Source organism: Idiomarina sp. OXR-189 (genome assembly GCF_034373425.1).
GTDB classification, from domain to species: Bacteria; Pseudomonadota; Gammaproteobacteria; order Enterobacterales; family Alteromonadaceae; genus Idiomarina; species Idiomarina zobellii.
This window is the reverse complement of record NZ_CP139706.1, coordinates 1,473,291-1,495,712: the sequence shown is the minus strand read 5'-3', so window position 1 is coordinate 1,495,712 and position 22,422 is coordinate 1,473,291. Positions and strand designations below refer to the sequence as shown.

Below are 22,422 nucleotides of genomic sequence, written 5' to 3'. Positions count from 1 at the left end.
TATGGCGTTTAAACCACAAATCAAAATTCCCGCCACCTATATGCGTGGCGGGACCTCAAAGGGCGTATTTTTCCGTTTGCAGGACTTGCCTGAAGCAGCACAGCAACCGGGGGCGGTGCGAGATGCCATTTTGTTGCGTGTCATTGGCAGCCCGGATCCTTACGCCAAGCATACCGATGGTATGGGCGGCGCGACGTCCAGTACCAGTAAAACGGTTATCGTTTCTAAAAGCGAACAGCCGGATCATGACGTGGATTACCTGTTTGGTCAGGTGTCCATAGACAAGCCATTTGTCGACTGGAGCGGTAACTGCGGTAACTTGTCCTCTGCTGTGGGGCCTTTTGCCATTGCCAACGGTTTGGTAGCGCCTGAACGCATTCCTGAAAATGGTGTTTGCGAAGTCCGTATTTGGCAGGCCAATATTGGCAAAACTATTGTCAATAAAGTGCCTATGGTCAACGGTGAAGTGCAGGAAACCGGTGATTTTGAGCTGGATGGTGTTACCTTCCCGGCAGCGGAAGTGCCCGTAGAGTTTATGGACCCATCAGCTGATGGTGAGTCGATGTTTCCGACCGGTAATCTGATCGATGATTTAGACGTTCCGGGTATCGGCACCCTAAAAGCAACACTGATTAACGCCGGTATTCCGACCATTTTCCTGAATGCAGAAGAAATTGGCTATGATGGCACCGAACTGCAGGAAGCTATTAACGGCGACCCGGCAGCTTTGGAGCGTTTCGAAACCATTCGTGCGCACGGTGCAGTAAAAATGGGCTTGATAGACGACGTTTCAGATGCAGCTAATCGCCAGCATACGCCGAAAGTGGCGTTTGTCGCGCCGCCGAAAGACTATATCGCCTCCAGTGGTAAGAAAATTGCCGCCAGTGACGTGAATCTGTTGGTGCGTGCTATGTCGATGGGCAAACTGCATCACGCCATGATGGGCACAGCCGCAGTGGCTATCGGAACTGCCGCAGCCATTCCGGGTACTACTGTTAACCTGGCGGCTGGCGGTAATGACCGTACCATGGTTAACTTTGGCCACCCGTCGGGTACCTTGCAAGTGGGCGCCGAATGTAAGCAGGTAAACGGGCAATGGACCGCCATCAAAGCCATTATGAGCCGCAGCGCGCGCGTTTTAATGGAAGGTAACGTGCGTATTCCAGGTGAAGTGCTGTAAATGCAAGAAGTCGCGCTTAGGCGCGACTTCTTATTAGTGTTTTTCAAACCTAGTCCGCATAGCCCCATGGAGTAGGGGGAGTATCAACGGTTTCTGTTAAATCAAAATCCACCCGAAATTCTCTGCCTTCGCGAATTAAGCGGTAGGTAAAGGTGTCGTCGTGAATATACATTTGCCAAATATTGGTATTCGACTGCGGCACACCCAATTCAATAAATAATTCTTTTGAGTAGGCGTCAGCCGGGAACGACTGTGCAGTCGGGTAGCCTTTGTCGACCGTATGACCACCATACATAGTTAGCGGGTCATAGTTGCCGTCGGGTTTGCGGTGATCATGTTTAAGGCTAATGCCAGACCCTGTTTGCGTTAAAATCCAGGTGCGCGAATGGTCATCGCCAACATGAAAAGGAATTTCAATTTTCGCATCGCCGCACTTACGCACATGCATAATCAACGGGCCTTCAAAACCGTCGCTCGCTGGTGTATCAACAGTCACCTCACCTGCGTATGAGTTGCCGCAATGCTGGTTAATTGCTGCAAAAAATTCAGCTTGAGCCTGGGTAGTCACCTGCGGTGCAGGCTTAATTACCTGAGCAGAGCTGGTAAATGGTGCAAAGCTTGCGACGGCAATTGACGTAAGAAAAACGATTTTTTTCATTTTTAGACCATTGGATAATGTTTAATTCTGAATTATATGAGAAAGTAAAACCTGACATGAATCAAAGGCACATGCCAGTATTTTTACGTAAACTTATGATACCAAGTGCAGTAACCGAAATTTCCGATCTCCAACATATTCTGGATAGTCTCGACGCCGTTGTGTACGTATCTGACGTTGAAACTCACGAACTGCTTTTTATGAACAAGTATGCGCTAAAGAATATTGGCGGCGTAAACCAGTTCGATGATGTTAAAGGCAAGCGTTGCTTTGAGGTTTTACAGAAAGGTCAAAAAAAGCCTTGTGATTTTTGTACTAACCCTTTACTCCCGAAAAGTGGTGATACGTATCTTTGGGAGTTTAAAAATACACGTAATAATTGCTGGTACCAATGTCGTGACCGCTTGATCCGTTGGCATGACGGACGCCAAGTGCGACTAGAAGTCGCAACAGATATTACTGAGCGTAAGAGTGTAGAAGAGCAACTGCATGAAACACAAAAGGAATTAAAGTTTCTCGCAGAAGTGGACAGCTTAACTCAGCTATATAATCGTCGCGCATTTTTTATGTACGCGGATAATTTGCGAAAAAGCCTTCCAAAATCAGCCAGTTTGGGCTTAATGATTCTCGACTTGGACTATTTTAAAGACATTAATGATAGCTATGGGCATGAAGCTGGTGATACGTTACTAGCGGCAATCGGGCAAAAGCTTCTTTCATTTTCCGGTGATGGCACTGTGGTGGGACGTATGGGCGGTGAAGAGTTTGCTATCGCCTTCCATGAAACAGAGAAACGGGAAAAGTTAGGCTTTGCAAACGGAGTTTATAATGCAGTGAGCAGCGTGAAAGCGCTGTACTTTAAAGATACATTGCAATGTACAACAAGCATCGGCGTGTCATCACAAATGGCGGCTACAGAACTTCGAGATATTATGCGTGAGGCAGATAATGCATTGTATCAAGCAAAATCAGCCGGTCGCTCTCAGATAAAAGAGGCCTAGGGCAGCCAAATATCTCCAATGGCGGTTTCTGGCGAAAAGTGATGCGCAATTTGCGCTTGCAGCAACTCGCCGCAGGCAAGAGCGTCGGTCATGGCGTCGTGGGGGGCGTAAAAAGGCAGATTGTAACGCTCCCGGCTGTCAGCCAAACGGATAGAAACAGGCTTTTTGCCGGTTAACTTATCCCACAAACTGCGTTTTTGGCGATGAAAGCGTGCCTCAATTTCCATGGTATCTATGAGTGGGAAGTGGATGGTTTCGTTCAAACGCTCTTCAAAAGCACCTTGTAAAAAAGGGCGCTCAATACCATTGTAATGGACGACCCAAACTTTGCCTGCAACAGCGTTTAACAATGGATCAATGATTTCAGCCAAATCTGGTGCTTGCTCTATCTCGCTGTGCGTTATGCCATGAATAGTAACTGACTCTTCAGTGAGCAAACGCCGGGGCTTTACTACCCACTGTTGTGCTTTGCTCATGTCTATTCGACTGAGTGTCATAGGTACCACAGCGATGCTGATAATTCCGTGTTTGTCTGGATTCATACCAGTAGTTTCAAAGTCGACAGCAACCATTGGTACGTTGTCAATAGAAGTGTCTGCGCTAGCTATGCCAACTTCATAATAGCGTTTAAGCGCAGGATGCTTCGCTGTTTTTGCAAGCTCCTGAAAACGCTCCGGCCAGTTTACTGCGCTTTTCTCTTGTTTATTCTCGGCGTCTGGCGGCAAATACAGCACAATTAGCCTCCAGAATATTTGTAACGCAGGTATTTCTGCGCGTTACTGAGAATTTGGAAAGCGTCTTTTAAATTTTTACGCTCAAAATCAGACAAGTCCTCCGGTGCCACGTTGTTATCCGGTGATTCACCGGCTTCTAATGCCAGAGCCTGGTGACGAATGCGCACCATAGAAATCAATTCCAGCGCATCGCGTAAGTCGGGACCACGACCTTTTGGCAATATATTAGCGTCAATAATTTCCTCGAGGCGGGCAAATGAGTTTTGACGTTGAGCACTAATCGCCAAAGCATGTACACGAATTAAGTCAGCGACAGGACCGGTTCCACGGCGCTTTGTATTAATGCTGTCCCGGTGTTTGCCGTCTTTTTCCATGACAAAATCTTTGAAAAAACCGAGTGGTGGCGTACGGTTTAACGCGTTACGTGCCATAGAGCCCAGAAAGCGCTTGTGCTTAGGCGCTTTTTTACGAATGAGCTGGTTGAGCTCTTTGGCAAAACGCATTTCACCACTAACACCGTCTAAGTCAAAAAAAATTGACGAATGCAGCAGTTTTTCAGGTGAGGGGTTTTCTATCCAGTCCGTGAAATACTGCTTCCATTTTGATAAAGGCTGACGCCAGTTACGGTTTGTCGCCATAATATCGCCGGTGCAATAGGTATAACCACAGGCGTTTAGACCATCGGAAACAAATTGCGCGATATTTAAGAAATATTCATCATGTAGTTTAGGGTCAAAGCTGTCATCGAGCACCATTGCGTTGTCCTGGTCGGTCACCACGGTTTGCTCGTCTCTAGCCATAGAACCCAGTGCTAAGAAACAGTAGGGCACTGGTGGTGGTCCGTATTTCTCCTCGGCTAACTCCAGTAGTCGCTGTTTAAAGCTACGACCAATAGTCGCCATAGCGGAGCCAATAATGCGTGAATTAGCGTCTTCTTCAACCATACGCACAAAGCTTTTATGTACGTCAGGGACTAACTGTGAAAGCTCTTCAATACTGGTTTGTTTAAAAATACTGGAAACGATGTACAAACTGCTTTGGGATTCATGTCGAGCTACATCAGATAAAGCAATAACGCCAGTAACTTTGGATTGGCGCAGTACTGGCAAATGGTGCAAGTTGGTGCGCAGCATAGTTAGAAATGCTTCAAACACTCGATTGTTGTGCTGCACGAACACCAGGTTCTCAGACATAATATCGGCGACTGGGTCGGAGGCGTCTTTGTCGACCGCTAGTACGCGTTTACGCAAATCTTTGTCGGTGATTATGCCCGCAGGAATATCACGCTTTTCGTCGTCATAAATGAGTAATGATGACACTTTCTCGTCCGTCATTAGACAAGCAGCTTCGCGTATTGAAGCACTTTTATTAATAGCAATAGGCTCGCGTGTAATTAAAGTCTCAACTCGGGCTGATAATGTTCGGTTACGACTCTCATGTTCTTTTACCGCATGACTGACACGGCGCTGCTCTTCAACTTCAACAGCGTCGGCAAAGGCATCGTACTCGTCATAAAAGCGATTAAATAAGTCGCCGGGAATGTAATACAGCAGTGTATCTTCAATGGTTTTAACCGGAAAGCGTACGCGGCCTTTGCGGAGCAGGCCAGCTTCACCGAAAAAGCCACCTTCATCTAATCGGTTAAACAGTGATCCGTCTTTGTGATAAGTCTCAATTGAGCCACTTCTGACAACATGGAGTGCATCAATATGCTGGTTGAACTCAAGAATTTGAGTGCCGGCTTTGAAGTAAGCTACAGAGGTATTTCGTGCCGCTATTTGAAGCTCTTCTTCAGGTAACTCGTTAAAAGGAGAGTACTTGTGTAAGAAGTTCAGAATTTCGACGTGCTCAGCTTCCATATAAGCACCTTAAAAAAGATGAGCGACACCCAGAGGTGTCGCTCGTGGTCGGTTATTTTGTGGTTTTACCAACTCTTGGCTCAGAGCGCAAGCCTTGGACTAAAGCCACGGATGCTGCTAAAAGCACAATAGTAAACGGTAGGCCTGCTGATACTGCCATGGCTTGCAGAGCCACTAAGCCGCCGCCAAGTATCAAGGCAATTGCAACGAGCCCCTCAAAGGTACACCAGAATACACGTTGTGGTACAGGTGCTTCGACTTTACCGCCTGCACTGATGGTATCAATAACCAACGAACCAGAGTCAGACGATGTAATGAAGAACACCATAACTAGTATAATACCGATGAATGAGGTAATGCCTGTCCAAGGTAAACCTTCTAACATCACAAATAGCTGCAATGACAGGTCGACGTTAGCAACTTCTTCTGCGCCAGCCAGGAACTGCTCAATAGCGGCTGTGCCGAAAACGCTCATCCAGAATACACAGGCGAGTGAAGGAATCAGCAATACTGAAACCAAGAACTCACGTACTGTGCGACCACGCGAAACGCGGGCAATGAACATACCGACAAACGGTGACCACGCTATCCACCAAGCCCAGTAAAATGACGTCCAGCCTTGTGAATAGTTTAAGTCTTCTCGTCCAACTGGATTAGACAGAGCAGGTAAGTTCACAATGTAATTGTAAAGGTTGTCAACGAAGCCTGTCAGAATTGCGACAGTAGGCCCAACAATGATAACGAACAGCATTAATAGTGCTGCCAATGTCATGTTGATTTGAGATAAGCGTTGTACACCTGACTCGAGACCGGCGAGTACTGACACTAAAGCAACGGCAGTGATACCAATGACCAACAATACCTGTGTTGTATTACCTTCGTCCCAGCCAAACAGGAAGTTAAAGCCTGAGGCTGCCTGCGACGCGCCTAAACCTAACGATGTAGCTAAGCCGAACAGAGTTGCCAAAATAGCAACAATATCGATGATGTGGCCTGGCCAGCCCCAAACTCGCTCACCCAGAATAGGGTAGAAAATAGAGCGAATGGTTAAAGGTAAACCTTTGTTGAAAGAAAAAATAGCAAGACCTAAAGCCAGAACCGCGTAAATAGCCCACGGGTGCAGTGCCCAGTGGAATATTGTTGCAGCCATACCTAAAGCAACCGCTTTCGCCTCGTCACCCTCTGCGCCACCAAGTGGAGCCCAATCGGTACGAAGCCCGTTAGATCCGGTTTCAGTGCCTCCTAAGGCTGTACTGAAGTGAGTTATGGGCTCTGAAACGCCATAGAACATAAGGCCAATACCCATGCCCGCTGCGAACAGCATTGAAAACCAGCCGAGATAGGAAAAGTCAGGTTTGGCTTCTGTGCCCCCTATCCGAACTTTGCCTAGCGGTGAAACCACCAATACCAGACACAAAATAACAAAGATGTTAGCGGCGCTGATAAAGAACCAATCTAAGTTAGCCGTTAACCAATCTTTGGTATTCGTAAATATTGGGCCAGCCTGATTTTGAAAAGCTAACGTAATGAATACGAAAGCCACAATGGCTAAGCCCGAAATAGCAAAAACGCGGTTATGAAAATCGAGTCCAAATGGACCTATTTTCATGACAACGTTGTCTTGTCCTACCTGATAGTCTGTATTGATGGGGTTAACTTCACCATCGGGAATCATGGGATCATCTGCTTGGCGTTCGCGTTCTAAATCCTTGTCGCCGCGCAGTACCTCTTCTTCTTTTTTGGTCATTTAGCTTCCCCTTTATTAAAAATAGGCGCTGATACGCATTTGAATTTAAAGCTAATTTTAAATTCACGTGTAGAGTATAGGAAGCTACGGAGATTTCTTAAAGTTAGATCGGTAGAAAATTAGAATTGTTTTTCAAATTAGAGTAGAGGAAGGCTGGGGGAAGCTAACGGATAATCCTTTATCCGCCAGCTTATAGGGGGTTAGAAGCTATAACGAACGCTCGCACCTATAGTATCGATATCCTGATCAATTTCATCTAGATCATACAGTTTATACCCAACACCCAGCGATAAGTTAGTGGTCAGATGGAAAAACGCTGAAGCGTCATAACGAATGGCGTTTTCATCGTCAATATCCAGATAGTCAGCTTTGACAGATAACTCGAAGAAGTCGGTAATCATAGAGCGGATACCCAGACCGGCCCCGTAGCCCGATTCGTCAAAAGACTCTGAGCCTATGGCATCAATAGAGCCAACAAGCTCCAGTTTTTCGTAGGTGACGGTAGCGAAAATGTCCGTAGAGTCGGTAATGCCATGGTTAAAGCCTAGACCGGCATTGAGTGAGTCTAAATCGACATCACCAAAGTCTGACTCGTCACCCACTGAGTCAAAGTTTGCCAGAACAAAAACGGAGTCACTAAGCGACAGGGAACCAGATACCGCGTAACCATCCATTGAAATATCTTCATCAAGCGGTGTTTCGATATCGGTTTCGATATAAGTTGCCTGAATTTTGTCCCAGTTGGGAGAGTCCGCTAAAGCGCCTGTTGAAGTCCCAATTAAAGCGAGTGCAATGATTGTCTTTTTCATGATACTTCCTTATTGGTTAGTTGCTAAACATAGTGCTTTTCCGTTGTTATGACTAAAGTTAGGGTGGGTCGAAAAAAGCTTCAACCGCTTTTACGAAACCTTTAATCTAAGCGGTTAATTAAGGAAATTAAGGCGGCTTCAGCAACGCGTTTAATATTGTCACGCTCTTCGCTGTCACTGACTTCGTAAGTGACTGCATGAGCTGCGAACTTATCAGTGATGAACTGCTTAAAAACACCGCTGTCAGGGTGTGCACCAGGCTGATAGTCAAGTTCAACGGAGTCGACCATTTCAGCGATTTCTTCAATCCAGTTATAAACTCGTTGAGGGTTTCTTAAAGGCACTCCAGAACTAGGTTCATAGCCTTTAGGCATCGTATAAAAAACATTTCGGTGCGTTGAGTGAAAATCAATGGCGAACTCAATTTTACCGCCACCTTTAGTTAATTTTGTTAAGTATTTAGCCAGTGCCTGGGTTTCCGGCAGCGTTTGGTTTTTCCAGTCCCTGTTCATATCGACACCGGCGGCTGTTAAGCGCCAATTGCCGTGATAAACCCCGTCTGGGTTCATATTTGGAACCAGTAAAATATTGTATTGCTTGCGAAACTCAGAAACGTATTTTTCATCGCTAAATAGTATTTCTCCAAAGTGGAGAAGGGCAATTGCGCCAGTCACTTCCGGTGGATGTTGACGGCCAATAAGTATCAGCCATTTATCGCTTGAAGGAACTGTATGCTCTAATGCAGCCAAGTTTCTTCCTTCACTGGAGACCCCGAGAGAAATAACTTTGGAGTGCTCAGGCTCTTTAATTAAGCTACTTAGCCATTCTATATAATGGACGTTATCGATAATTTCCTGTCCGGCGATAATTTCTTTTTCTTGGGCCGGTAGGGTGACTTTAAACTTTAACCAACCATCGCCTTCTGAGAAAGGGACCGGGTGCCACATATCTTCGCCGATACTGCTGCGTTTGGGCTTGTACCTTGAAATACCTTTGTCAGCAAACAAAGTAATCGTAAAGGTCTTACTCTCATTCGCCAGGTTTTCAACGGCAAATGCGTACCAGGGGCTAGGGTTTATATCTTCTTTTTCTGGCTTTAAATAGAGCTTAAATTGACCTTCCTGCTCTCGCTCACAATGATGTAAACGTCCCGCAGCAAAGTCAGTCGTAAACTTGACTTGCTCGAATGAGCAGCCGTCAGGATTCCTAGGTTTGTCCTCCTGAGGCTGCTGAAGCGTTAACTGGCTAAATAACGCAACGCTGGCTAAAGAGAGCATTTAGTCCTCAAGTAGATACGCGGTTCCTCACTTCTTAGTCACCCATATCTATAGATATATACGCAGCCTGATACTTTTACCTCCATATTTATTTTTTCTTAACAATTGATAAGGCATCCCGAGTAAATAAGAACCTCCCGATTACCCCAATCTATTTTTCGAATCTATTTGAGCCTACCGAAATTGCTGGTTTGGTCTATTATTATTTGCGCCCAAACTGGTGTTTAACAAAAAGGTAATAAACCATGTTTAAGAAAACACTTCCTATACTTTCTGCGGTATCAATTGCGGTATCGTTGTCGGTAGCTTCTGGCATTGCTAGTGCACAGGACAATATGTCTTACGACGTGAACAAGCCAGAACCTAAGCCCAATGAATTTTGGTGGCCAAACAAGTTAAACCTTGAGCCTCTGCGCCAGCATAGTCCTGAATCAGACCCCTACGGTGATAACTTCGACTATGCTGAAGCCTTTAGCAAACTTGACCTTGAGCAGGTTAAAAAAGACATTGAAGAATTAATGACGTCTGACCAGGACTGGTGGCCAGCTGATTATGGACATTACGGTCCTTTCTTTATTCGTATGGCTTGGCACGGTGCTGGTACTTATCGCGTGCAAGATGGTCGTGGTGGTGCAGCTGGCGCTCAACAGCGGTTTGAACCTCTAAACAGCTGGCCGGACAATGTCAGCTTAGACAAAGCGCGCCGTTTATTATGGCCAGTGAAACAAAAATACGGTCGCAGCTTGTCATGGGCTGACTTAATGGTGTTAACAGGAAACGTCGCTTTAGAGTCGATGGGTTTTGAAACCTATGGCTATGCTGGTGGTCGGGAAGACGCCTGGGAGCCGGATATTGTCTACTGGGGGCCAGAGACTGAGTGGCTTGGCGGCGACAAACGCTACAAAGGTGATCGTAAGCTGGAAAACCCATTAGCAGCAGTACAGATGGGGCTCATTTACGTAAACCCGGAAGGTCCTAACGGTAAACCTGATCCGTTATTAGCAGCAAAAGACATTCGCGATACCTTCGGCCGTATGGCTATGAATGACGAAGAAACCGTGGCACTTATTGCCGGTGGCCATACCTTTGGTAAAGCACACGGTGCGCACAAGCCGGAAGAGTGTTTAGAAGCAGAGCCTGCGGCTGCTCCTGTTGAACAGCAAGGTCTTGGTTGGAAAAACAAGTGTGGTAAAGGTAATGCTGAAGACACTATTACCAGTGGTTTAGAAGGTGCGTGGTCGGTTAACCCAACTGCTTGGACGACCCAGTACCTGGATAACCTGTTCGGCTTTGAATGGGAACAAACTAAGAGCCCGGCGGGAGCTATTCAGTGGATTCCTGTTGATGGTCAGGCGTCTAACTTAGTGCCGGATGCGCACGTAGAAGGTAAACGTCATGCGCCAATTATGTTTACCACTGACTTGTCACTGAAGTTTGACCCTGAGTATCGCAAAATTGCGAAACGCTTCCATGAAAATCCGGAAGAGTTTGAAAAAGCCTTTGCGAAAGCCTGGTTTAAGCTGACTCACCGTGACATGGGACCTAACCAGCGTTACTTAGGTGACATGGCACCAACAGAAGATCTGATTTGGCAGGATCCTATTCCAGATGTTGACTTCGAGCTTATTGACTCAAACGATGTAGCTGAGTTGAAAGAAGCATTATTGGATTCAGGTTTGACGGTTCAGCAATTAGTTCGCACAGCCTGGGCGTCGGCTTCAAGCTTCCGTGGCACAGATATGCGTGGCGGTGCAAATGGCGCACGCATTGCGTTAGAGCCGCAAATTAACTGGGAAGCGAACAACCCGGAAGAGCTGAAAGATGTTCTGGCAACATTGAAAGAAGTACACGAAGACTTTAATGATGATCTGTCAGGCGACAAGTACGTGTCACTGGCTGACGTTATTGTGCTAGGTGGTGCGGCAGCTATTGAGAAAGCCGCTTCAGACGCGGGCTACGATGTGACAGTTCCATTCGAGCCGGGTCGTACTGATGCCACTCAGGAAATGACCGATGTCAATTCGTTCTCTTTCTTAGAGCCAAAAGCGGATGCATTCCGTAACTACTTTGGTGAAGACAACCGCTTATCACCAGCTCAGATGATGGTTGATAAAGCCGACCAATTAACTCTGACGGTTCCTGAAATGACAGTCCTGATTGGCGGCTTACGCACTATTGGAGCGAATTACGACGGCTCTGAGCACGGCGTATTAACTGACCAACCCGGTACGTTGAATAATGACTTCTTTGTTAATCTGCTAACTATGGATAACGAGTGGAAGAATTCAGAAGACAATGAAGCGGTGTATGAAGGTTATGATCGCGAAGCGGGCAAACTGAAATTTACAGCAAGCCCGGTTGATCTTATCTTTGGTTCAAACTCTGAACTGCGCGCAGTCTCTGAAGTGTACGCAATGAGCGACGCTAACGAGAAGTTCGTCAACGACTTTGTTCTAGCATGGACAAAAGTGATGCAGTTGGACCGCTTTGACCTGCAATAAGTAAGGTTAAATTGGTGAAATAAAAAGCGGCGCTATGAGTTAGCGCCGCTTTTTTTATGGTTCTTGCCAATACCAGCGCTAATAGTCAGTTGTAAGGCTTCTGCCGGCTTCATGTCGAGCGATTCAACGCAGTCCTTCGGCACCATGATCATGTAGCCACCAACGTTATAACTCATCGGTAAAAAAACCGCGACTTGCTCGTCTTCGAGAATTTCCGATAACTTGTCATCACTGGCGCCAGGCTTTTTGGTTACAATGCCTATAAGCTTCGTATTACTATTCGGCAGCGTTACCATCACGACGGACTCATCGGCAAAGTCTTTACCTGACATCATTTCAAATACGTCATTTACCGTGCCATATAAGCTGCGTAGCAGCGGCATTTTGTTGATGAGTTTGCCCGGCAATTGCCAAATAGAATTGAACAGGCTCCAACGTGAACTAAAGCCAACGAGCAGGGCAAGGATAAGGAAGCTAATAAAGGCAAGGCCAGGAAAATAATAAGCATCTCCGCCTAGTGCCATCCAAACAGGCTTTAGCGATTGCTCAATAGTTACCAGTAACCAACGAATGAGATAAACGGTAATAACTATCGGCAGTAAAATCGCCAAGCCTTTCAAGAAGTAATTCAGTATTTTTTTCATAAGTCTGCTTTTTAGTTCGAGTTTTGATACAAGCTTAGCGGTTTTTTAGGGTTCGTGAAATTCTTTACGGTTTGTTAATGTAAGAGAGTAAAAATATATAAGCTAATTGCAAAAGGAGCTTGCCATGTCTTCACAGGGGTCACGTCAAACATTGGTACGGCAGTGGGAGTTACTGAAGCTGCTGCCGACAAGACCACCGGGAATAACAGCCAAAGACATTTGTCAGCAGCTTAACGACGAAGGCTTTGAAGTGTCTAAGCGGCAGGTTGAACGCGACTTAGACCAGCTGTCGCAGTCATTCGCACTGGAATGCAACGACAAAGGTAAACCCTACGGCTGGCACTGGATGGAAGGGGCTGGTGCCGATATGCCGGCAATTTCAGCCGCTGAAGCGCTGTCGCTGACCATGGTTGAGAAAGTTTTGAAGCCACTAGTGCCCAATACCGTGCTTAAGTCTATTGCGCCGCGATTAAACCAGGCGAAAGACAAACTGACCAAACTGCATCAGGGCGCGTCGCTTGGCAGCTGGCAAAGCAAAGTGGCCTATGTTCCGGCAACATTGCAGCAACAAGCACCGGCAATTAACGACGACGTGTTAAATAACGTACAACTGGCATTGCTGCATAACCAGTGTGTCGATGTGAGTTATCAGCCCGGTTCACAGCCCGACACAGTAAAAGACTACACTTTACACCCGCTGGCTATAGTTCAACGTGGCGTCAGCACCTATTTAGTGGCCTGTGTTGACCCTTACGACGACCCGTTATTGTTTGCCTTGCATCGCATTCGTGAGGCCGTACCTCGGGAAGATAAACACGCCAAGACGCCTGAAAACTTCACCTTAAAACGCTATTTAGAGAAGGGTGCGTTGCAGTTTTCTGACGGCAACACGCTAAAACTAAAAGCCCGCATTAACGACAATTTAGCCATGCACTTAACGGAAACACCGCTTAGTGACGACCAGCAAATAACGGCCGACGGCGAAACTAATATACTGACGGCAACCGTTATCGACTCATGGCAACTGCACTGGTGGGTGAAGTCTATGGGGGCTCAAATACAAGTTCTGGAGCCCAAAGCATTGCGTGACAGTGTTGTTGAAGAGCTTAAAGAAACTCTCTCAGCTTATAGTCGTGAATAAGTCAGAAAGACATTGCTTCAACGCTTTCTGACGTAAAAAACTGAGCGTTCTTCAACGGCTGTCCGTTTAGCCGGTAGCCGACCATAGGGCCGTCTTTGCCCGCCGACCAGTCAACGCAGGCAATGTGGTCGGTTTGTACGCAGGGTTTGCCTTGCATCCAGTAATGGCCAATAAACAGCGGCTTTTTGTTGTCGTAACCGGGCATGGCAGCCCCGGGGATTTCAGCGTCGGGCAGGTTGTTAATGTCGTCTACACCAATGGCCAGTTCGCGATAATGCGGATGCGCCTCGCGCCACCAGCGAGTGCGAATTTCAGTGCGCGGGTGCCCGCTTTTATCTAAAAACGAGTAGCCTTCCGGTAGTGTGACTTCCCAACCTTTGCATAGCACCTCGATGGCATTGAACAGTTCATGATGCTTGGTGTTAGCGAGCACCCAAGCGTTTTCGTGCAATACACCGTTGGTCGCATAATTCGCTAATACCTCTAGCGACGGCCGATGCCAGCAGGCATGCACCACACGTAAATTGGGTAAGTCTAAATACATGGGCAAGGTTTTAAACCAAGCGATGGTGTTAGCGTACCAGGTAGGGTCTTGTTCAGCTTCTTTTAAAAAGGCCCCGTGCTGCTCGAAGTTTTTCTGAGAGTGCTCGCGCAGGTAGTTGCCTTTGTGGTCCTCAGTAGCCCAGGCCACCGCATTAAACTCGTGGTTACCCATAATGCAAAGCGCCTTACCATGCTCAACCATGCGGCGGATAGTATCGACAGAGCGCCGTTGCTGTGGTCCACGGTCGACTAAGTCGCCTACCGAAATTAACGTGCGTTCCGGGTGTTGGTACACACCATTCACTTCCTCATAACCCATATTGCTGAGTAACGCTTCAAGCTTGTCAGCGTGTCCGTGAATGTCTCCAATAATGTCGTACATTTATGTCCTTATTTATTTCGGTAACGGTAAATTATTGCGCTGGTGCTTCGGTTTTTTATCGTAATAAAAAATAGCGCCGTTGGGTGTAAACTCGATATCGTACAGATGGTTAAGATGCCGATGCAAGCGCTTGGCAAAACGCTGATACGGCTTCGCTTTACGGCTCGTATTTGCAATTAACGTAAACTTGGGTGGTTGCTTTTCTGCCATGCGCCTCGCCATAACAGGCATAATGTTAACGGTAAGCGCAAACACGTTAGTGGTTAGGTGTAAATCGTCAACTAGCAGGTCGTCATCGTCTCCGTAAAACACTAGCGACGAGTTTACCCGTCGACGGTTACCAATAGGTTTATTGACGTAAGCTAGCTCGAAATCACGTCCGTTGTAGCACAACCTGTACTCGAAAGAGCCAACAGTAATAGTTTCTGAAAAAGTTGGAGAGTTTGTCATTATCGCTTGCGTTGCGTCCTAAATTGCTTAACACAGGAAAATAATAAAGCTTAGGTGCGACATAGCGCGTCGCACTGTAAAAGAGGGCGGATTTTGGATGCGACTCATATTGTCGCAGTAATGGTTTAACTTCTTAAAGCATGGACATCACAAGGGAGGTGAGTGGGCAGGGAGGCTGCTTGATAAATGGTTTTTAGAGTTATATTAGGTGTGATTAATAAGCTAGGGCTGTAATGAGGCTCAGTTGGATTTAAAACGGCTCAGTCCCCTTTACAGCTTTGCAAAAACCAAGCACATTATGGAACATGAAATACCACAATAAAAATATCACCTACTACTCCAAAAACGCCGAAACCCTAGCGGACAACTACAACAGCGTACCCGTCGAGTCGGTGCATAAAGATTGGCTGAACGAGTTGCCAAAAGAGGGCATGGTGCTGGATGTCGGTGCCGGTTCGGGGCGTGATGCGCGGTTTATGGCCGCTAAAGGCTTAAATGTGGTAGCAGTAGAGCCTGCCGAGGGTATTCGTGAAGTCGCGCAAAGCTACACGGTCGGCAAACCGGTGCACTGGCTTAACGACAGCCTGCCCGATCTCAGCCAGGTATTTGCACTGCAAACCAAGTTTGACCTCATTTTGCTCAGCGCCGTTTGGATGCACATTCCGTCGTCACAACGCGAGCGCAGCCTGCGTAAGTTAAGCTCACTGTTAAAACCCAACGGGAAATTGGTGATTTCGCTGCGTCACGGTGCCTGCCATGACGATCGCACCATGTACGAGGTTTCCGCCGACGAACTGGCGCAATTAGCCAGTCGTTTTGGTTTAACCTATCAGTTACTGACACCCGAACAACAAAGCGACAAGCTTGGCCGTGGCGATGTCAGCTGGCAAACCGTACTGCTGACCTTACCCGATGACGGCACCGGCGCCTTTCCGCTGCTGCGCAACATCGTGGTTAATGACAAAAAGACCTCTACTTACAAAATAGCGCTTCTAAGAAGCTTACTGCGCATCGCCGAAGGGCATCCCGGCGCGGTATTGGACCAAACCGAGGATCACGTCGCACTACCGATGGGTCTGGTGGCACTTTATTGGTTAAAACTGTATAAGCCATTAGTTGATCATTTTGGTATGCAACAAAATAGCAATTCAGCTGCCGGTCTGGGCTTTGTTCAACAACACGGTTGGGGTCAGTTACACGATAAAAGCTCCGCAGATTTCTACATTGGTGCGCATTACACAAGGGCAGAAAGCGCACAATCTTTGTATCAGACACTCAAGGACATTGCCGCGACCATTAAAAAGAACCCGGCCACTTACACTACCTTGCCCGGTAGCAATACTGCCGTGTTTGAGGTTGAATTGAATCGTACCAACAAGCCAACAAACGGCCTGACCCTGGATCTGCCGTTTTTAGCCTCGCTCGGGACCTTTTATGTGCCCAAACACATCTGGGATTCGTTAAACCGTTTTAGTGTATGGATAGAGCCGGCGCTGGTGAACGAGTGGGCGGCGTTGATGCACAGTTATGACGTCAACCGGCAACAATTTAACCGCACCGATTATTTAGATGCATTGGACTGGAAAGACGATACCCGCAGCACCAACCGTGTTCGCAGTCGGGTTAATGAACTACTCGCAAACGACGGGGTTGCTTGCTGTTGGTCTGGAAAACAAATAAAAAACAGCGATTATGCCGTTGATCACGCATTTCCGTTTGCCCGATGGCCCAATAACGATTTATGGAATTTATTACCCACCCGCAGTGCCGTAAACGCCAATAAATCTGACCGCCTGCCAAGCAGCGGCAAGCTCATATCCTCGCGCCAACTGATACTGCATTGGTGGCAACAAGGCTGGAGCGACAACCACAATGAATTCTTTACGCAAGCTAATTTGGCACTGCCGAACCTAAGCCATAATAACCGAAGTTTTAGCGATGTGTTTGAGGCATTTGCTCTGCAGCGCGACCGTATAAAAGATATTCAGCAGTTGGCGGAGTGGGGGTAGTTGCATTTTTGAAAGCGTTATCTTGTTCAAGTTTTGATTCGGGGACGGGCTAAAGCCAAATTTCAACATTTTGACCTTTAATTATTGCGACTATCTCAACATGCGTTGCTTTTATTCGATAATAAATACTGTCACTACCGCACGGACAACGACGATAGCCAGGTCGGATGTGATCAACAGCAGGGTAGAGCAAAGGATTGTATGCAATGTTCGCGAATGCATCTGTTAATCTAGCAAAATAAGTATCTGCCTGCTGTTCACCAAAAGTTGTAACACCGTACTCATAAATACGGTAAAGATCCTCTTTGGCATTGGCTGTAAGCTTGTAAGAACTCAAGGTTATCGTTTTATTCGGTACTTGAATTCTTTAAGCATGTCTTCAGGTGACTGCTCAACGAGCCCACTGTTTTCAGAGGCCTCAAGCTTTTTGTTGATTTCCTCAACGCGTCGAGCCCTGCGCACTAAGTCATTAATCAGCTCGCTTTTCGTGTTGTATTCGCCGGTTTCCTCTACCTGGTAGCGCAACCAAGCATCATTTTTGTCGGTTAATGTAATACTTTGTCTACTCATGATTTTTACCTGCGTGAGCAATATTGATGCAAATTTACACCAATATTGCTCACATGTCACTATTGCTCAAACTATATGCGCATAGGACCTTTAATACTAGCTACAGCTTAACCAACAACTTCCCTTTATTATCACCGCTAAAGAACAGGTTAAGTCCGTCGATGGTGGACTCCAGGCCTTTTTATTTCCGATATGGACTAACTTTGCTGTGCGACGTGTCGTAAATTGAAACCAGAAGCTACTCCATCAATTATCCTTCTCTTCTTGGTTCTGAAACAATTTGACAACGCACAGGGAGGGTATCAAAATGACACCTATCATTTTGATAGTTTTCGGCGGGTAAGATAAATCACCACTGTCAGTTCTTGTTACTGTTTGGATTCATTAGGGGGTTATATGTATCATTACACTGAAAGCGGACTGCCGAATGTTTATCTCAAAAATGGTTACACTGCTGCGATTATCGGTGGCGAAGAATGCACAAGCATTGAGGATATTGACGGCTTACACCAAGCGATAGCTGAAAGCATTATTGCTAATAAAAAGTCACTGTCTAAAAGCGAGTTTAAATTTTTACGAGTAGAGCTTAATCTCTCACAAAAAGTACTTGGGAAACGGTTTGGCGTAAGCGAGCAGACTATTGCACGATATGAAAAAGGACAATCGGTTATTCCTAGAACAACAGATGCAGCTCTGCGCTCTTTGTATGCTGAGAGTCGATATAAGAACAACCCCGTTAGCTATTTTTTAGACTTATTAGTTGATGTGGAAGCCCGGCAGGCAGAAGAAAAAATATTGCTGCAAGAAATACATAATCATTGGGAGAGGGTAGGCTAGATGCTTTTTTCCAAAGAGGAACATGCAGTCGTAATAGAGTATGCGCATCCGTCACACTATTTCTGAAACGAATGCGCACTTCGTTGTGGTAATGGCTACAGCTTAACCAACAACTTCCCTTTATTATCACCACTAAAGAACAGGTTAAGTCCGTCAATAGCGGACTCCAGGCCTTCCAGCGTGTGCGCACGGTATTTGATTTTGCCGCTCATGACATACGGGGTGAGTTTTTCCAGCAGGCTAGGTACTTCGTGGAAGTGATCCGGCATGGTGAAGCCCTGAATGCTTAAACGCTTTTTAATTATAGGAATCCAACTTGGGCCGGGCGCTGGTTCAGCTTTGTCGTAGTCGGCTATCATGCCGCAGACCACAATACGGCCGTGGGCATTCATGTGCTGCATTACATGATGCTGAATAGGGCCGCCGGTGTTCTCAAAGTACAAATCAACGCCGTCAGGCGTTAGCTCTTTCAGCTTGACGTCTAAGTCGTCAGTTTTGTAGTTTATAGCGCCGTCAAAACCTAATTCGTTGGTTATCCATTCGGCTTTTTCGTCGCTGCCGACCACGCCAATTACCCGCAAGCCATCGGCTTTAGCTAATTGCCCAACGATAGAGCCAACTGAGCCAGCGGCTCCTGTAACCACCAGAGTTTCGCCTGACTTGGGCTTGCCGACGTTGAATAAACCTTGGGTGGCGGTTAGGCCGGGCAGGGCAAACACTGACAATACCATCTCGTCGGGCACGTCAGCTTGGACTTTATTAATACCCTGACCATCGCTTAGCGCGTATTGTTGCCAGCCCATCATGCCCATTACACGGTCGCCTTTGGCAAAATCCGGATGCTTGCTTTCCACCACTTCGCCAACACCGGAGCTGCGCATCACGGTATTTAGCTCCACCGGCGGAATATAACTTTCGGTGTCAGGGCTCATCCAGCCAAACATGGCCGGGTCTAATGACATGTGAGTTTGCTTAATTAAAAACTGACCGTCGTTAACTGTTGGTAGCTCTTTTTCAACCACCTCAAAAATATCCGCATTGACCGGCCCCGGATTCGGGCGCTTAACCAAGTTAATCGCTTTGTAAGTTGTCATATTGTTCCTTGTTACGTCTTTATTGTGTGCCGTTAGCATAACGCTGTGGTTTGTATACGTAAAAGGAAAATAAACAGGTGTTTGAATTTATTGAGTGCTGGTTAGGAAAGTAATGTAATAAAAAAATTATACGTTGTACGAATTCTATCGTACTATCGAGGTCGGTAATAAACAAAGGTAACAACTATTGGGTTGATGAAGACATGAGAATTTTTAAAGTTGGTGACACTCAGAAAGTCATGTGTGAATCTTGCCAGTCGCCAGAAACAGCAACATTCGGTTTGCGTGATGTTCCTTTTAGTGACGGCCATGGCTTAGTTAAAAATGTTTTGGTTGGTGTGTGTGACAAGTGTGACCGGGTTGCGGTAATACCCCAACAATCGGTGCCTGCAATAAAAAAACAGTTAGACGCAAGGAAGAAACCTATTGAGAGTCGAGTTCCTGCTCATATGGTAGATATACTGAATTTGGCGAGTAGCTCTCTTGGGGCGAGTACAGACTTTTCAGCGGCACTTATTAAGTATTTTATTCACACAATTTATGAGAATGAAAAAACGGCTGACAGTTTGCTTAAATACCTGGACAGCGATCTTGCAGAAGGCAAAGCCCAAAAGCGCATATCTCTAAAAGGGCGGCTGGTTTTGGACGAGCTAAAGACTATTAGAGTGCGTGCGCATTTAACGAGCAATACCGATGTTTTAAAAGCGGTAGTGCTTAAAATAAACGATGATGTTTTGGTGAACCCAAAAGCTCAACTCATTAATGAACTGAAAAGTGTTGCGGCAACTTACGCTTAACTTGAAAAGTGGTGCGTCCGAGTTGACTCGAACAACCGACCTCTGCCATGTCAAGGCAGCGCTCTAACCAACTGAGCTACGGACGCACATTTTTGAGGTATGTCGTGAAGACGGGCGGTATATTAGTTATTTGCGGCCGCTCGTGCAAGTCATTTTTTGCAAAAAGTGACTGTTTGTCGAATTTCTAGTCAGGCGCTGGTGTGAAGTTGCACGCGCTGTAAAAACGCTGCCAGGGCCGAACAAAGTGAACGGTGGCATCGGTCAACACTTTGCTGAGCTTACCGAGCTCTGCAATATAGTCCTTCAGCGCTGGCTGTGGCGCTATTCCCTGAAGGTTTTCCAGTGTCATTAACAGGCGCTGATGCTGCTCAATAACTTCTGCAATGTCGCCCTGCATTTCTTTAATGTATATGTTGTTAAACGAGTCTCTCAGCTGTTCTGCTTTTTTGGGGACACTGCCATTAGGACAGTGCAGGGCTTCCGAAATTTCCGGTAACTGGTCACGCATGGCCTCTAGTTTGTGTGCGTAGTCCAACATGGTTCTGAATAAGTCGGGTAAATAGTTACTGCGCTCAAGTCGTCCCAGCATTTTTATCATTTCTGACGGGTCATCCGGTTCTTTTGTGTAATTCCAGCGTTCTAAAATTCGGGTGAAACGCTCTAGCGCGTTAACGGCATAGTTGTATTCGGTGACATGAATTTGTGGCAGTGGATTGTTGCCAATAGACAGTGCTTTACGGAGGCCTTCTTCGTAGGCAAAGGCATTGGCCAAGCTAGCGCTTAATTGCGACTTTTTGTGCGCTAATGCTTCTTCTAGTTGCGCTTTTACGTTAGCGGACTCAGGGTGTTCAATGCAGTCTTCCAGCGCTTCTACCATGGCTAAATCAGCATGGTATTTGCTGAAGCCGTCTTTTAACTTACCTAGCGAGCTGTTGTTTTCGGCAATTTCCTGACCCAGCCGACAATGATTCAGACGCATACTGTCCATAAAGCCGAGGCTGGTGCGCTCAACGTCACGCTTTAACTCACTTTTTGCAGGATACTGCAGCACTGGCTTCTCTGGAGTGATGGAGCGGGCCGGTAACTCGAGTGTGTCATGCACGTCGCTGTGCAGTTTGTCCGCGTACTCGGTTAACCCGGGATTGTCTGAGCAAGCGACCATTCCCAGTGCGCTAAAGGCAATGAGTGCATAGCCAACGGGCCTAAAAATAAGTACACTTCGAGTCATTTCTCCGGTTCCTTGTCACACGGGTGGTTCATGTTTACAGGTATTGTACAAACACAAGCTACGATATTTTCGGTCTCTGACCAAGCTTCTTTTCGACATATTGTGGTCGGAACTGAACCTAAATTTTTAAAAGACTTAGCCATTGGTGCCAGTATTGCTATTAACGGCTGTTGTTTAACGGTCGTTGAATTCAGTGATACGCAAGTGCATTTTGATGTAATCGATGAAACCCTGCGTTTAACGAACTTAGGCAAGTTGAAAGAAGGTGACAAGGTTAACTTTGAGCGGTCACTGAAGGTTGGTGACGAAATTGGCGGCCATGGTGTATCGGGACATATTCATTGTTCAGGTAAAGTAACTGACGTGGAATTGTCGGAAAACAACTGTGCTATGTGGATTCAAATACCAGAAAAGCATAGCAGTTACCTGTTCGATAAGGGCTTTATAAGCGTTAATGGCGCCAGTTTGACCATTGGCCAGGTTAAGGGAAATTGTTTTTCATTGCACCTTATTCCAGAAACGTTGCGCATTACCAACTTAGGTGAGTGCGAAGCGGGCTCAGAAGTCAACATTGAGCTTGACCAGCAAACCATTACAACGGTCGATACGGTTGAGCGTGTTCTGGCGAAGCGTCAGTAAAACTGTTCGTCATTGCCGTCGACTTTAATACGCGCCTGTTGGTTGATTTCATCGACCTGTAATTGCACGTGAATGAGATCACCACAGGCGGAGCACTCTTCCTGGTAGTCCTGGTTTCCCTCGGAAGCATCAATGTCTAAAAAGGTATTGTGGCCGCAATGCGGACATTTCACTGGCACACTTTTTAGGTTCTCTTCGTTCATTGCTTTGTCCTGCTCATTGAGTCTTTCTGTAACTATAGAAATAAAATGCCAATTCCGCCTAATGAGACTAAGGCACCTGTGACTGAGCGAACAGTAATTCGTTGTTTTTTCAGAAAAGA

The 22,422-nt window shown here is 46.5% G+C and carries 22 protein-coding genes and 1 tRNA gene; 8 read left to right on the top strand and 15 right to left on the bottom strand.

The annotated features are described in order from the left end of the window. The first annotated feature begins 1 nt into the window (after nucleotide 1). Complete coding sequence (gene prpF / locus UM402_RS07395) at nucleotides 2-1,180, top strand: 2-methylaconitate cis-trans isomerase PrpF (RefSeq protein WP_058579027.1); 1,179 nt, start codon at nucleotides 2-4, stop codon at nucleotides 1,178-1,180. A gap of 49 nt (nucleotides 1,181-1,229) precedes the next feature. Here the strand turns inward: prpF and UM402_RS07390 are convergent, their stop codons facing one another. Then, nucleotides 1,230-1,838: a hypothetical protein gene (locus tag UM402_RS07390; protein ID WP_058579028.1), complete on the bottom strand. Its 609-nt coding sequence runs from the start codon at nucleotides 1,836-1,838 to the stop codon at nucleotides 1,230-1,232. 17 nt (nucleotides 1,839-1,855) lie between these two features. Between UM402_RS07390 and UM402_RS07385 the strand changes: the two genes are divergently transcribed. Next, nucleotides 1,856-2,839 carry a GGDEF domain-containing protein gene (locus UM402_RS07385; protein WP_322295273.1) on the top strand — a complete coding sequence of 328 codons (984 nt, stop codon included), beginning with the start codon at nucleotides 1,856-1,858 and terminating at the stop codon, nucleotides 2,837-2,839. Here UM402_RS07385 and UM402_RS07380 read toward each other — a convergent pair. The 5 genes from UM402_RS07380 to UM402_RS07360 form a co-directional block, all read right to left on the bottom strand. Then, nucleotides 2,836-3,573: a 3'-5' exonuclease gene (locus tag UM402_RS07380; protein ID WP_058579030.1), complete on the bottom strand. Its 738-nt coding sequence runs from the start codon at nucleotides 3,571-3,573 to the stop codon at nucleotides 2,836-2,838. The genes UM402_RS07385 and UM402_RS07380 overlap by 4 nt on opposite strands. Before the next feature lie 2 nt (nucleotides 3,574-3,575). Then, nucleotides 3,576-5,432, bottom strand: a complete 1,857-nt coding sequence (locus tag UM402_RS07375; RefSeq protein ID WP_058579031.1) for a DUF294 nucleotidyltransferase-like domain-containing protein — start codon at nucleotides 5,430-5,432, stop codon at nucleotides 3,576-3,578. Between the two features lie 52 nt (nucleotides 5,433-5,484). Continuing rightward, nucleotides 5,485-7,179, bottom strand: coding sequence for a BCCT family transporter (locus tag UM402_RS07370; protein ID WP_058579032.1), 1,695 nt, complete (start codon nucleotides 7,177-7,179; stop codon nucleotides 5,485-5,487). 200 nt (nucleotides 7,180-7,379) lie between these two features. Beyond that, nucleotides 7,380-7,988, bottom strand: a complete 609-nt coding sequence (locus tag UM402_RS07365) for an outer membrane beta-barrel protein (RefSeq protein ID WP_058579033.1) — start codon at nucleotides 7,986-7,988, stop codon at nucleotides 7,380-7,382. A gap of 101 nt (nucleotides 7,989-8,089) precedes the next feature. Continuing rightward, nucleotides 8,090-9,265, bottom strand: coding sequence for a M14 family metallopeptidase (locus UM402_RS07360; RefSeq protein ID WP_273268661.1), 1,176 nt, complete (start codon nucleotides 9,263-9,265; stop codon nucleotides 8,090-8,092). A gap of 245 nt (nucleotides 9,266-9,510) precedes the next feature. Between UM402_RS07360 and katG the strand changes: the two genes are divergently transcribed. Further along, nucleotides 9,511-11,766 carry a catalase/peroxidase HPI gene (gene katG / locus UM402_RS07355; protein ID WP_058579035.1) on the top strand — a complete coding sequence of 752 codons (2,256 nt, stop codon included), beginning with the start codon at nucleotides 9,511-9,513 and terminating at the stop codon, nucleotides 11,764-11,766. Between the two features lie 32 nt (nucleotides 11,767-11,798). Here the strand turns inward: katG and UM402_RS07350 are convergent, their stop codons facing one another. After that, a complete protein-coding gene (locus tag UM402_RS07350; protein ID WP_058579036.1) occupies nucleotides 11,799-12,410 on the bottom strand; it encodes a DUF502 domain-containing protein in 612 nt (203 codons plus the stop codon). Between the two features lie 124 nt (nucleotides 12,411-12,534). On the opposite strand from UM402_RS07350, the gene UM402_RS07345 reads away from it, so the two are divergent. Then, on the top strand, nucleotides 12,535-13,551 hold the full coding sequence (locus UM402_RS07345; RefSeq protein ID WP_058579037.1) for a helix-turn-helix transcriptional regulator: 1,017 nt from the start codon (nucleotides 12,535-12,537) through the stop codon (nucleotides 13,549-13,551). Nucleotide 13,552: 1 nt separating this feature from the next. On the opposite strand, the gene UM402_RS07340 is transcribed toward UM402_RS07345, so the two are convergent. Together UM402_RS07340 and UM402_RS07335 are read right to left on the bottom strand one after the other, a co-directional pair. Beyond that, nucleotides 13,553-14,476 carry a metallophosphoesterase gene (locus tag UM402_RS07340; protein ID WP_058579038.1) on the bottom strand — a complete coding sequence of 308 codons (924 nt, stop codon included), beginning with the start codon at nucleotides 14,474-14,476 and terminating at the stop codon, nucleotides 13,553-13,555. A gap of 12 nt (nucleotides 14,477-14,488) precedes the next feature. Continuing rightward, entirely contained in the window at nucleotides 14,489-14,926 is a 438-nt protein-coding gene (locus UM402_RS07335; protein ID WP_058579039.1) for a hypothetical protein, read from the bottom strand. A 305-nt stretch (nucleotides 14,927-15,231) separates the two neighbouring features. Between UM402_RS07335 and UM402_RS07330 the strand changes: the two genes are divergently transcribed. Next, nucleotides 15,232-16,935 (top strand): class I SAM-dependent methyltransferase, encoded by a 1,704-nt coding sequence (locus tag UM402_RS07330; protein ID WP_058579040.1) that lies wholly within the window; start codon nucleotides 15,232-15,234, stop codon nucleotides 16,933-16,935. A gap of 49 nt (nucleotides 16,936-16,984) precedes the next feature. Here the strand turns inward: UM402_RS07330 and UM402_RS07325 are convergent, their stop codons facing one another. Continuing rightward, the gene (locus tag UM402_RS07325) at nucleotides 16,985-17,272 is read right to left on the bottom strand and encodes a type II toxin-antitoxin system RelE/ParE family toxin (RefSeq protein ID WP_273268645.1); all 288 of its coding nucleotides are present in this window, start codon (nucleotides 17,270-17,272) and stop codon (nucleotides 16,985-16,987) included. 2 nt (nucleotides 17,273-17,274) lie between these two features. After that, complete coding sequence (locus tag UM402_RS07320; protein WP_058579041.1) at nucleotides 17,275-17,505, bottom strand: ribbon-helix-helix domain-containing protein; 231 nt, start codon at nucleotides 17,503-17,505, stop codon at nucleotides 17,275-17,277. 396 nt (nucleotides 17,506-17,901) lie between these two features. Here UM402_RS07320 and UM402_RS07315 point away from each other — a divergent pair, with 396 nt between their 5' ends. Beyond that, complete coding sequence (locus UM402_RS07315; protein WP_058579042.1) at nucleotides 17,902-18,342, top strand: helix-turn-helix domain-containing protein; 441 nt, start codon at nucleotides 17,902-17,904, stop codon at nucleotides 18,340-18,342. Nucleotides 18,343-18,437: 95 nt separating this feature from the next. On the opposite strand, the gene UM402_RS07310 is transcribed toward UM402_RS07315, so the two are convergent. Beyond that, nucleotides 18,438-19,436 (bottom strand): NADP-dependent oxidoreductase, encoded by a 999-nt coding sequence (locus tag UM402_RS07310; RefSeq protein ID WP_058579043.1) that lies wholly within the window; start codon nucleotides 19,434-19,436, stop codon nucleotides 18,438-18,440. A gap of 203 nt (nucleotides 19,437-19,639) precedes the next feature. Here UM402_RS07310 and UM402_RS07305 point away from each other — a divergent pair, with 203 nt between their 5' ends. After that, the gene (locus UM402_RS07305) at nucleotides 19,640-20,233 is read left to right on the top strand and encodes a hypothetical protein (RefSeq protein WP_058579044.1); all 594 of its coding nucleotides are present in this window, start codon (nucleotides 19,640-19,642) and stop codon (nucleotides 20,231-20,233) included. Nucleotides 20,234-20,242: 9 nt separating this feature from the next. On the opposite strand, the gene UM402_RS07300 is transcribed toward UM402_RS07305, so the two are convergent. Both UM402_RS07300 and UM402_RS07295 read right to left on the bottom strand, forming a co-directional pair. Beyond that, a tRNA-Val gene (locus UM402_RS07300) sits at nucleotides 20,243-20,319 on the bottom strand. Nucleotides 20,320-20,417: 98 nt separating this feature from the next. Beyond that, the gene (locus tag UM402_RS07295; protein ID WP_058579045.1) at nucleotides 20,418-21,461 is read right to left on the bottom strand and encodes a DUF3080 domain-containing protein; all 1,044 of its coding nucleotides are present in this window, start codon (nucleotides 21,459-21,461) and stop codon (nucleotides 20,418-20,420) included. Between the two features lie 30 nt (nucleotides 21,462-21,491). Here UM402_RS07295 and UM402_RS07290 point away from each other — a divergent pair, with 30 nt between their 5' ends. Then, nucleotides 21,492-22,100, top strand: a complete 609-nt coding sequence (locus tag UM402_RS07290; protein WP_058579046.1) for a riboflavin synthase — start codon at nucleotides 21,492-21,494, stop codon at nucleotides 22,098-22,100. Here UM402_RS07290 and UM402_RS07285 read toward each other — a convergent pair. Next, nucleotides 22,094-22,303: a CPXCG motif-containing cysteine-rich protein gene (locus UM402_RS07285; RefSeq protein WP_053953839.1), complete on the bottom strand. Its 210-nt coding sequence runs from the start codon at nucleotides 22,301-22,303 to the stop codon at nucleotides 22,094-22,096. The genes UM402_RS07290 and UM402_RS07285 overlap by 7 nt on opposite strands. Nucleotides 22,304-22,422 lie beyond the last annotated feature (119 nt).

Bases quoted from the DNA above. Each gene is read 5' to 3' on its own strand.
- UM402_RS07370 (WP_058579032.1), bottom strand. From the start codon at position 7,179: ATGACCAAAAAAGAAGAAGAGGTACTGCGCGGCGACAAGGATTTAGAA.
- UM402_RS07385 (WP_322295273.1), top strand. From the start codon at position 1,856: ATGTTTAATTCTGAATTATATGAGAAAGTAAAACCTGACATGAATCAA.
- prpF (WP_058579027.1), top strand. From the start codon at position 2: ATGGCGTTTAAACCACAAATCAAAATTCCCGCCACCTATATGCGTGGC.
- UM402_RS07305 (WP_058579044.1), top strand. From the start codon at position 19,640: ATGAGAATTTTTAAAGTTGGTGACACTCAGAAAGTCATGTGTGAATCT.
- UM402_RS07375 (WP_058579031.1), bottom strand. From the start codon at position 5,432: ATGGAAGCTGAGCACGTCGAAATTCTGAACTTCTTACACAAGTACTCT.
- UM402_RS07345 (WP_058579037.1), top strand. From the start codon at position 12,535: ATGTCTTCACAGGGGTCACGTCAAACATTGGTACGGCAGTGGGAGTTA.
- UM402_RS07335 (WP_058579039.1), bottom strand. From the start codon at position 14,926: ATGACAAACTCTCCAACTTTTTCAGAAACTATTACTGTTGGCTCTTTC.
- katG (WP_058579035.1), top strand. From the start codon at position 9,511: ATGTTTAAGAAAACACTTCCTATACTTTCTGCGGTATCAATTGCGGTA.
- UM402_RS07290 (WP_058579046.1), top strand. From the start codon at position 21,492: ATGTTTACAGGTATTGTACAAACACAAGCTACGATATTTTCGGTCTCT.
- UM402_RS07330 (WP_058579040.1), top strand. From the start codon at position 15,232: ATGAAATACCACAATAAAAATATCACCTACTACTCCAAAAACGCCGAA.
- UM402_RS07285 (WP_053953839.1), bottom strand. From the start codon at position 22,303: ATGAACGAAGAGAACCTAAAAAGTGTGCCAGTGAAATGTCCGCATTGC.
- UM402_RS07295 (WP_058579045.1), bottom strand. From the start codon at position 21,461: ATGACTCGAAGTGTACTTATTTTTAGGCCCGTTGGCTATGCACTCATT.
- UM402_RS07320 (WP_058579041.1), bottom strand. From the start codon at position 17,505: ATGAGTAGACAAAGTATTACATTAACCGACAAAAATGATGCTTGGTTG.
- UM402_RS07365 (WP_058579033.1), bottom strand. From the start codon at position 7,988: ATGAAAAAGACAATCATTGCACTCGCTTTAATTGGGACTTCAACAGGC.
- UM402_RS07350 (WP_058579036.1), bottom strand. From the start codon at position 12,410: ATGAAAAAAATACTGAATTACTTCTTGAAAGGCTTGGCGATTTTACTG.
- UM402_RS07315 (WP_058579042.1), top strand. From the start codon at position 17,902: ATGTATCATTACACTGAAAGCGGACTGCCGAATGTTTATCTCAAAAAT.
- UM402_RS07310 (WP_058579043.1), bottom strand. From the start codon at position 19,436: ATGACAACTTACAAAGCGATTAACTTGGTTAAGCGCCCGAATCCGGGG.
- UM402_RS07390 (WP_058579028.1), bottom strand. From the start codon at position 1,838: ATGAAAAAAATCGTTTTTCTTACGTCAATTGCCGTCGCAAGCTTTGCA.
- UM402_RS07340 (WP_058579038.1), bottom strand. From the start codon at position 14,476: ATGTACGACATTATTGGAGACATTCACGGACACGCTGACAAGCTTGAA.
- UM402_RS07360 (WP_273268661.1), bottom strand. From the start codon at position 9,265: ATGCTCTCTTTAGCCAGCGTTGCGTTATTTAGCCAGTTAACGCTTCAG.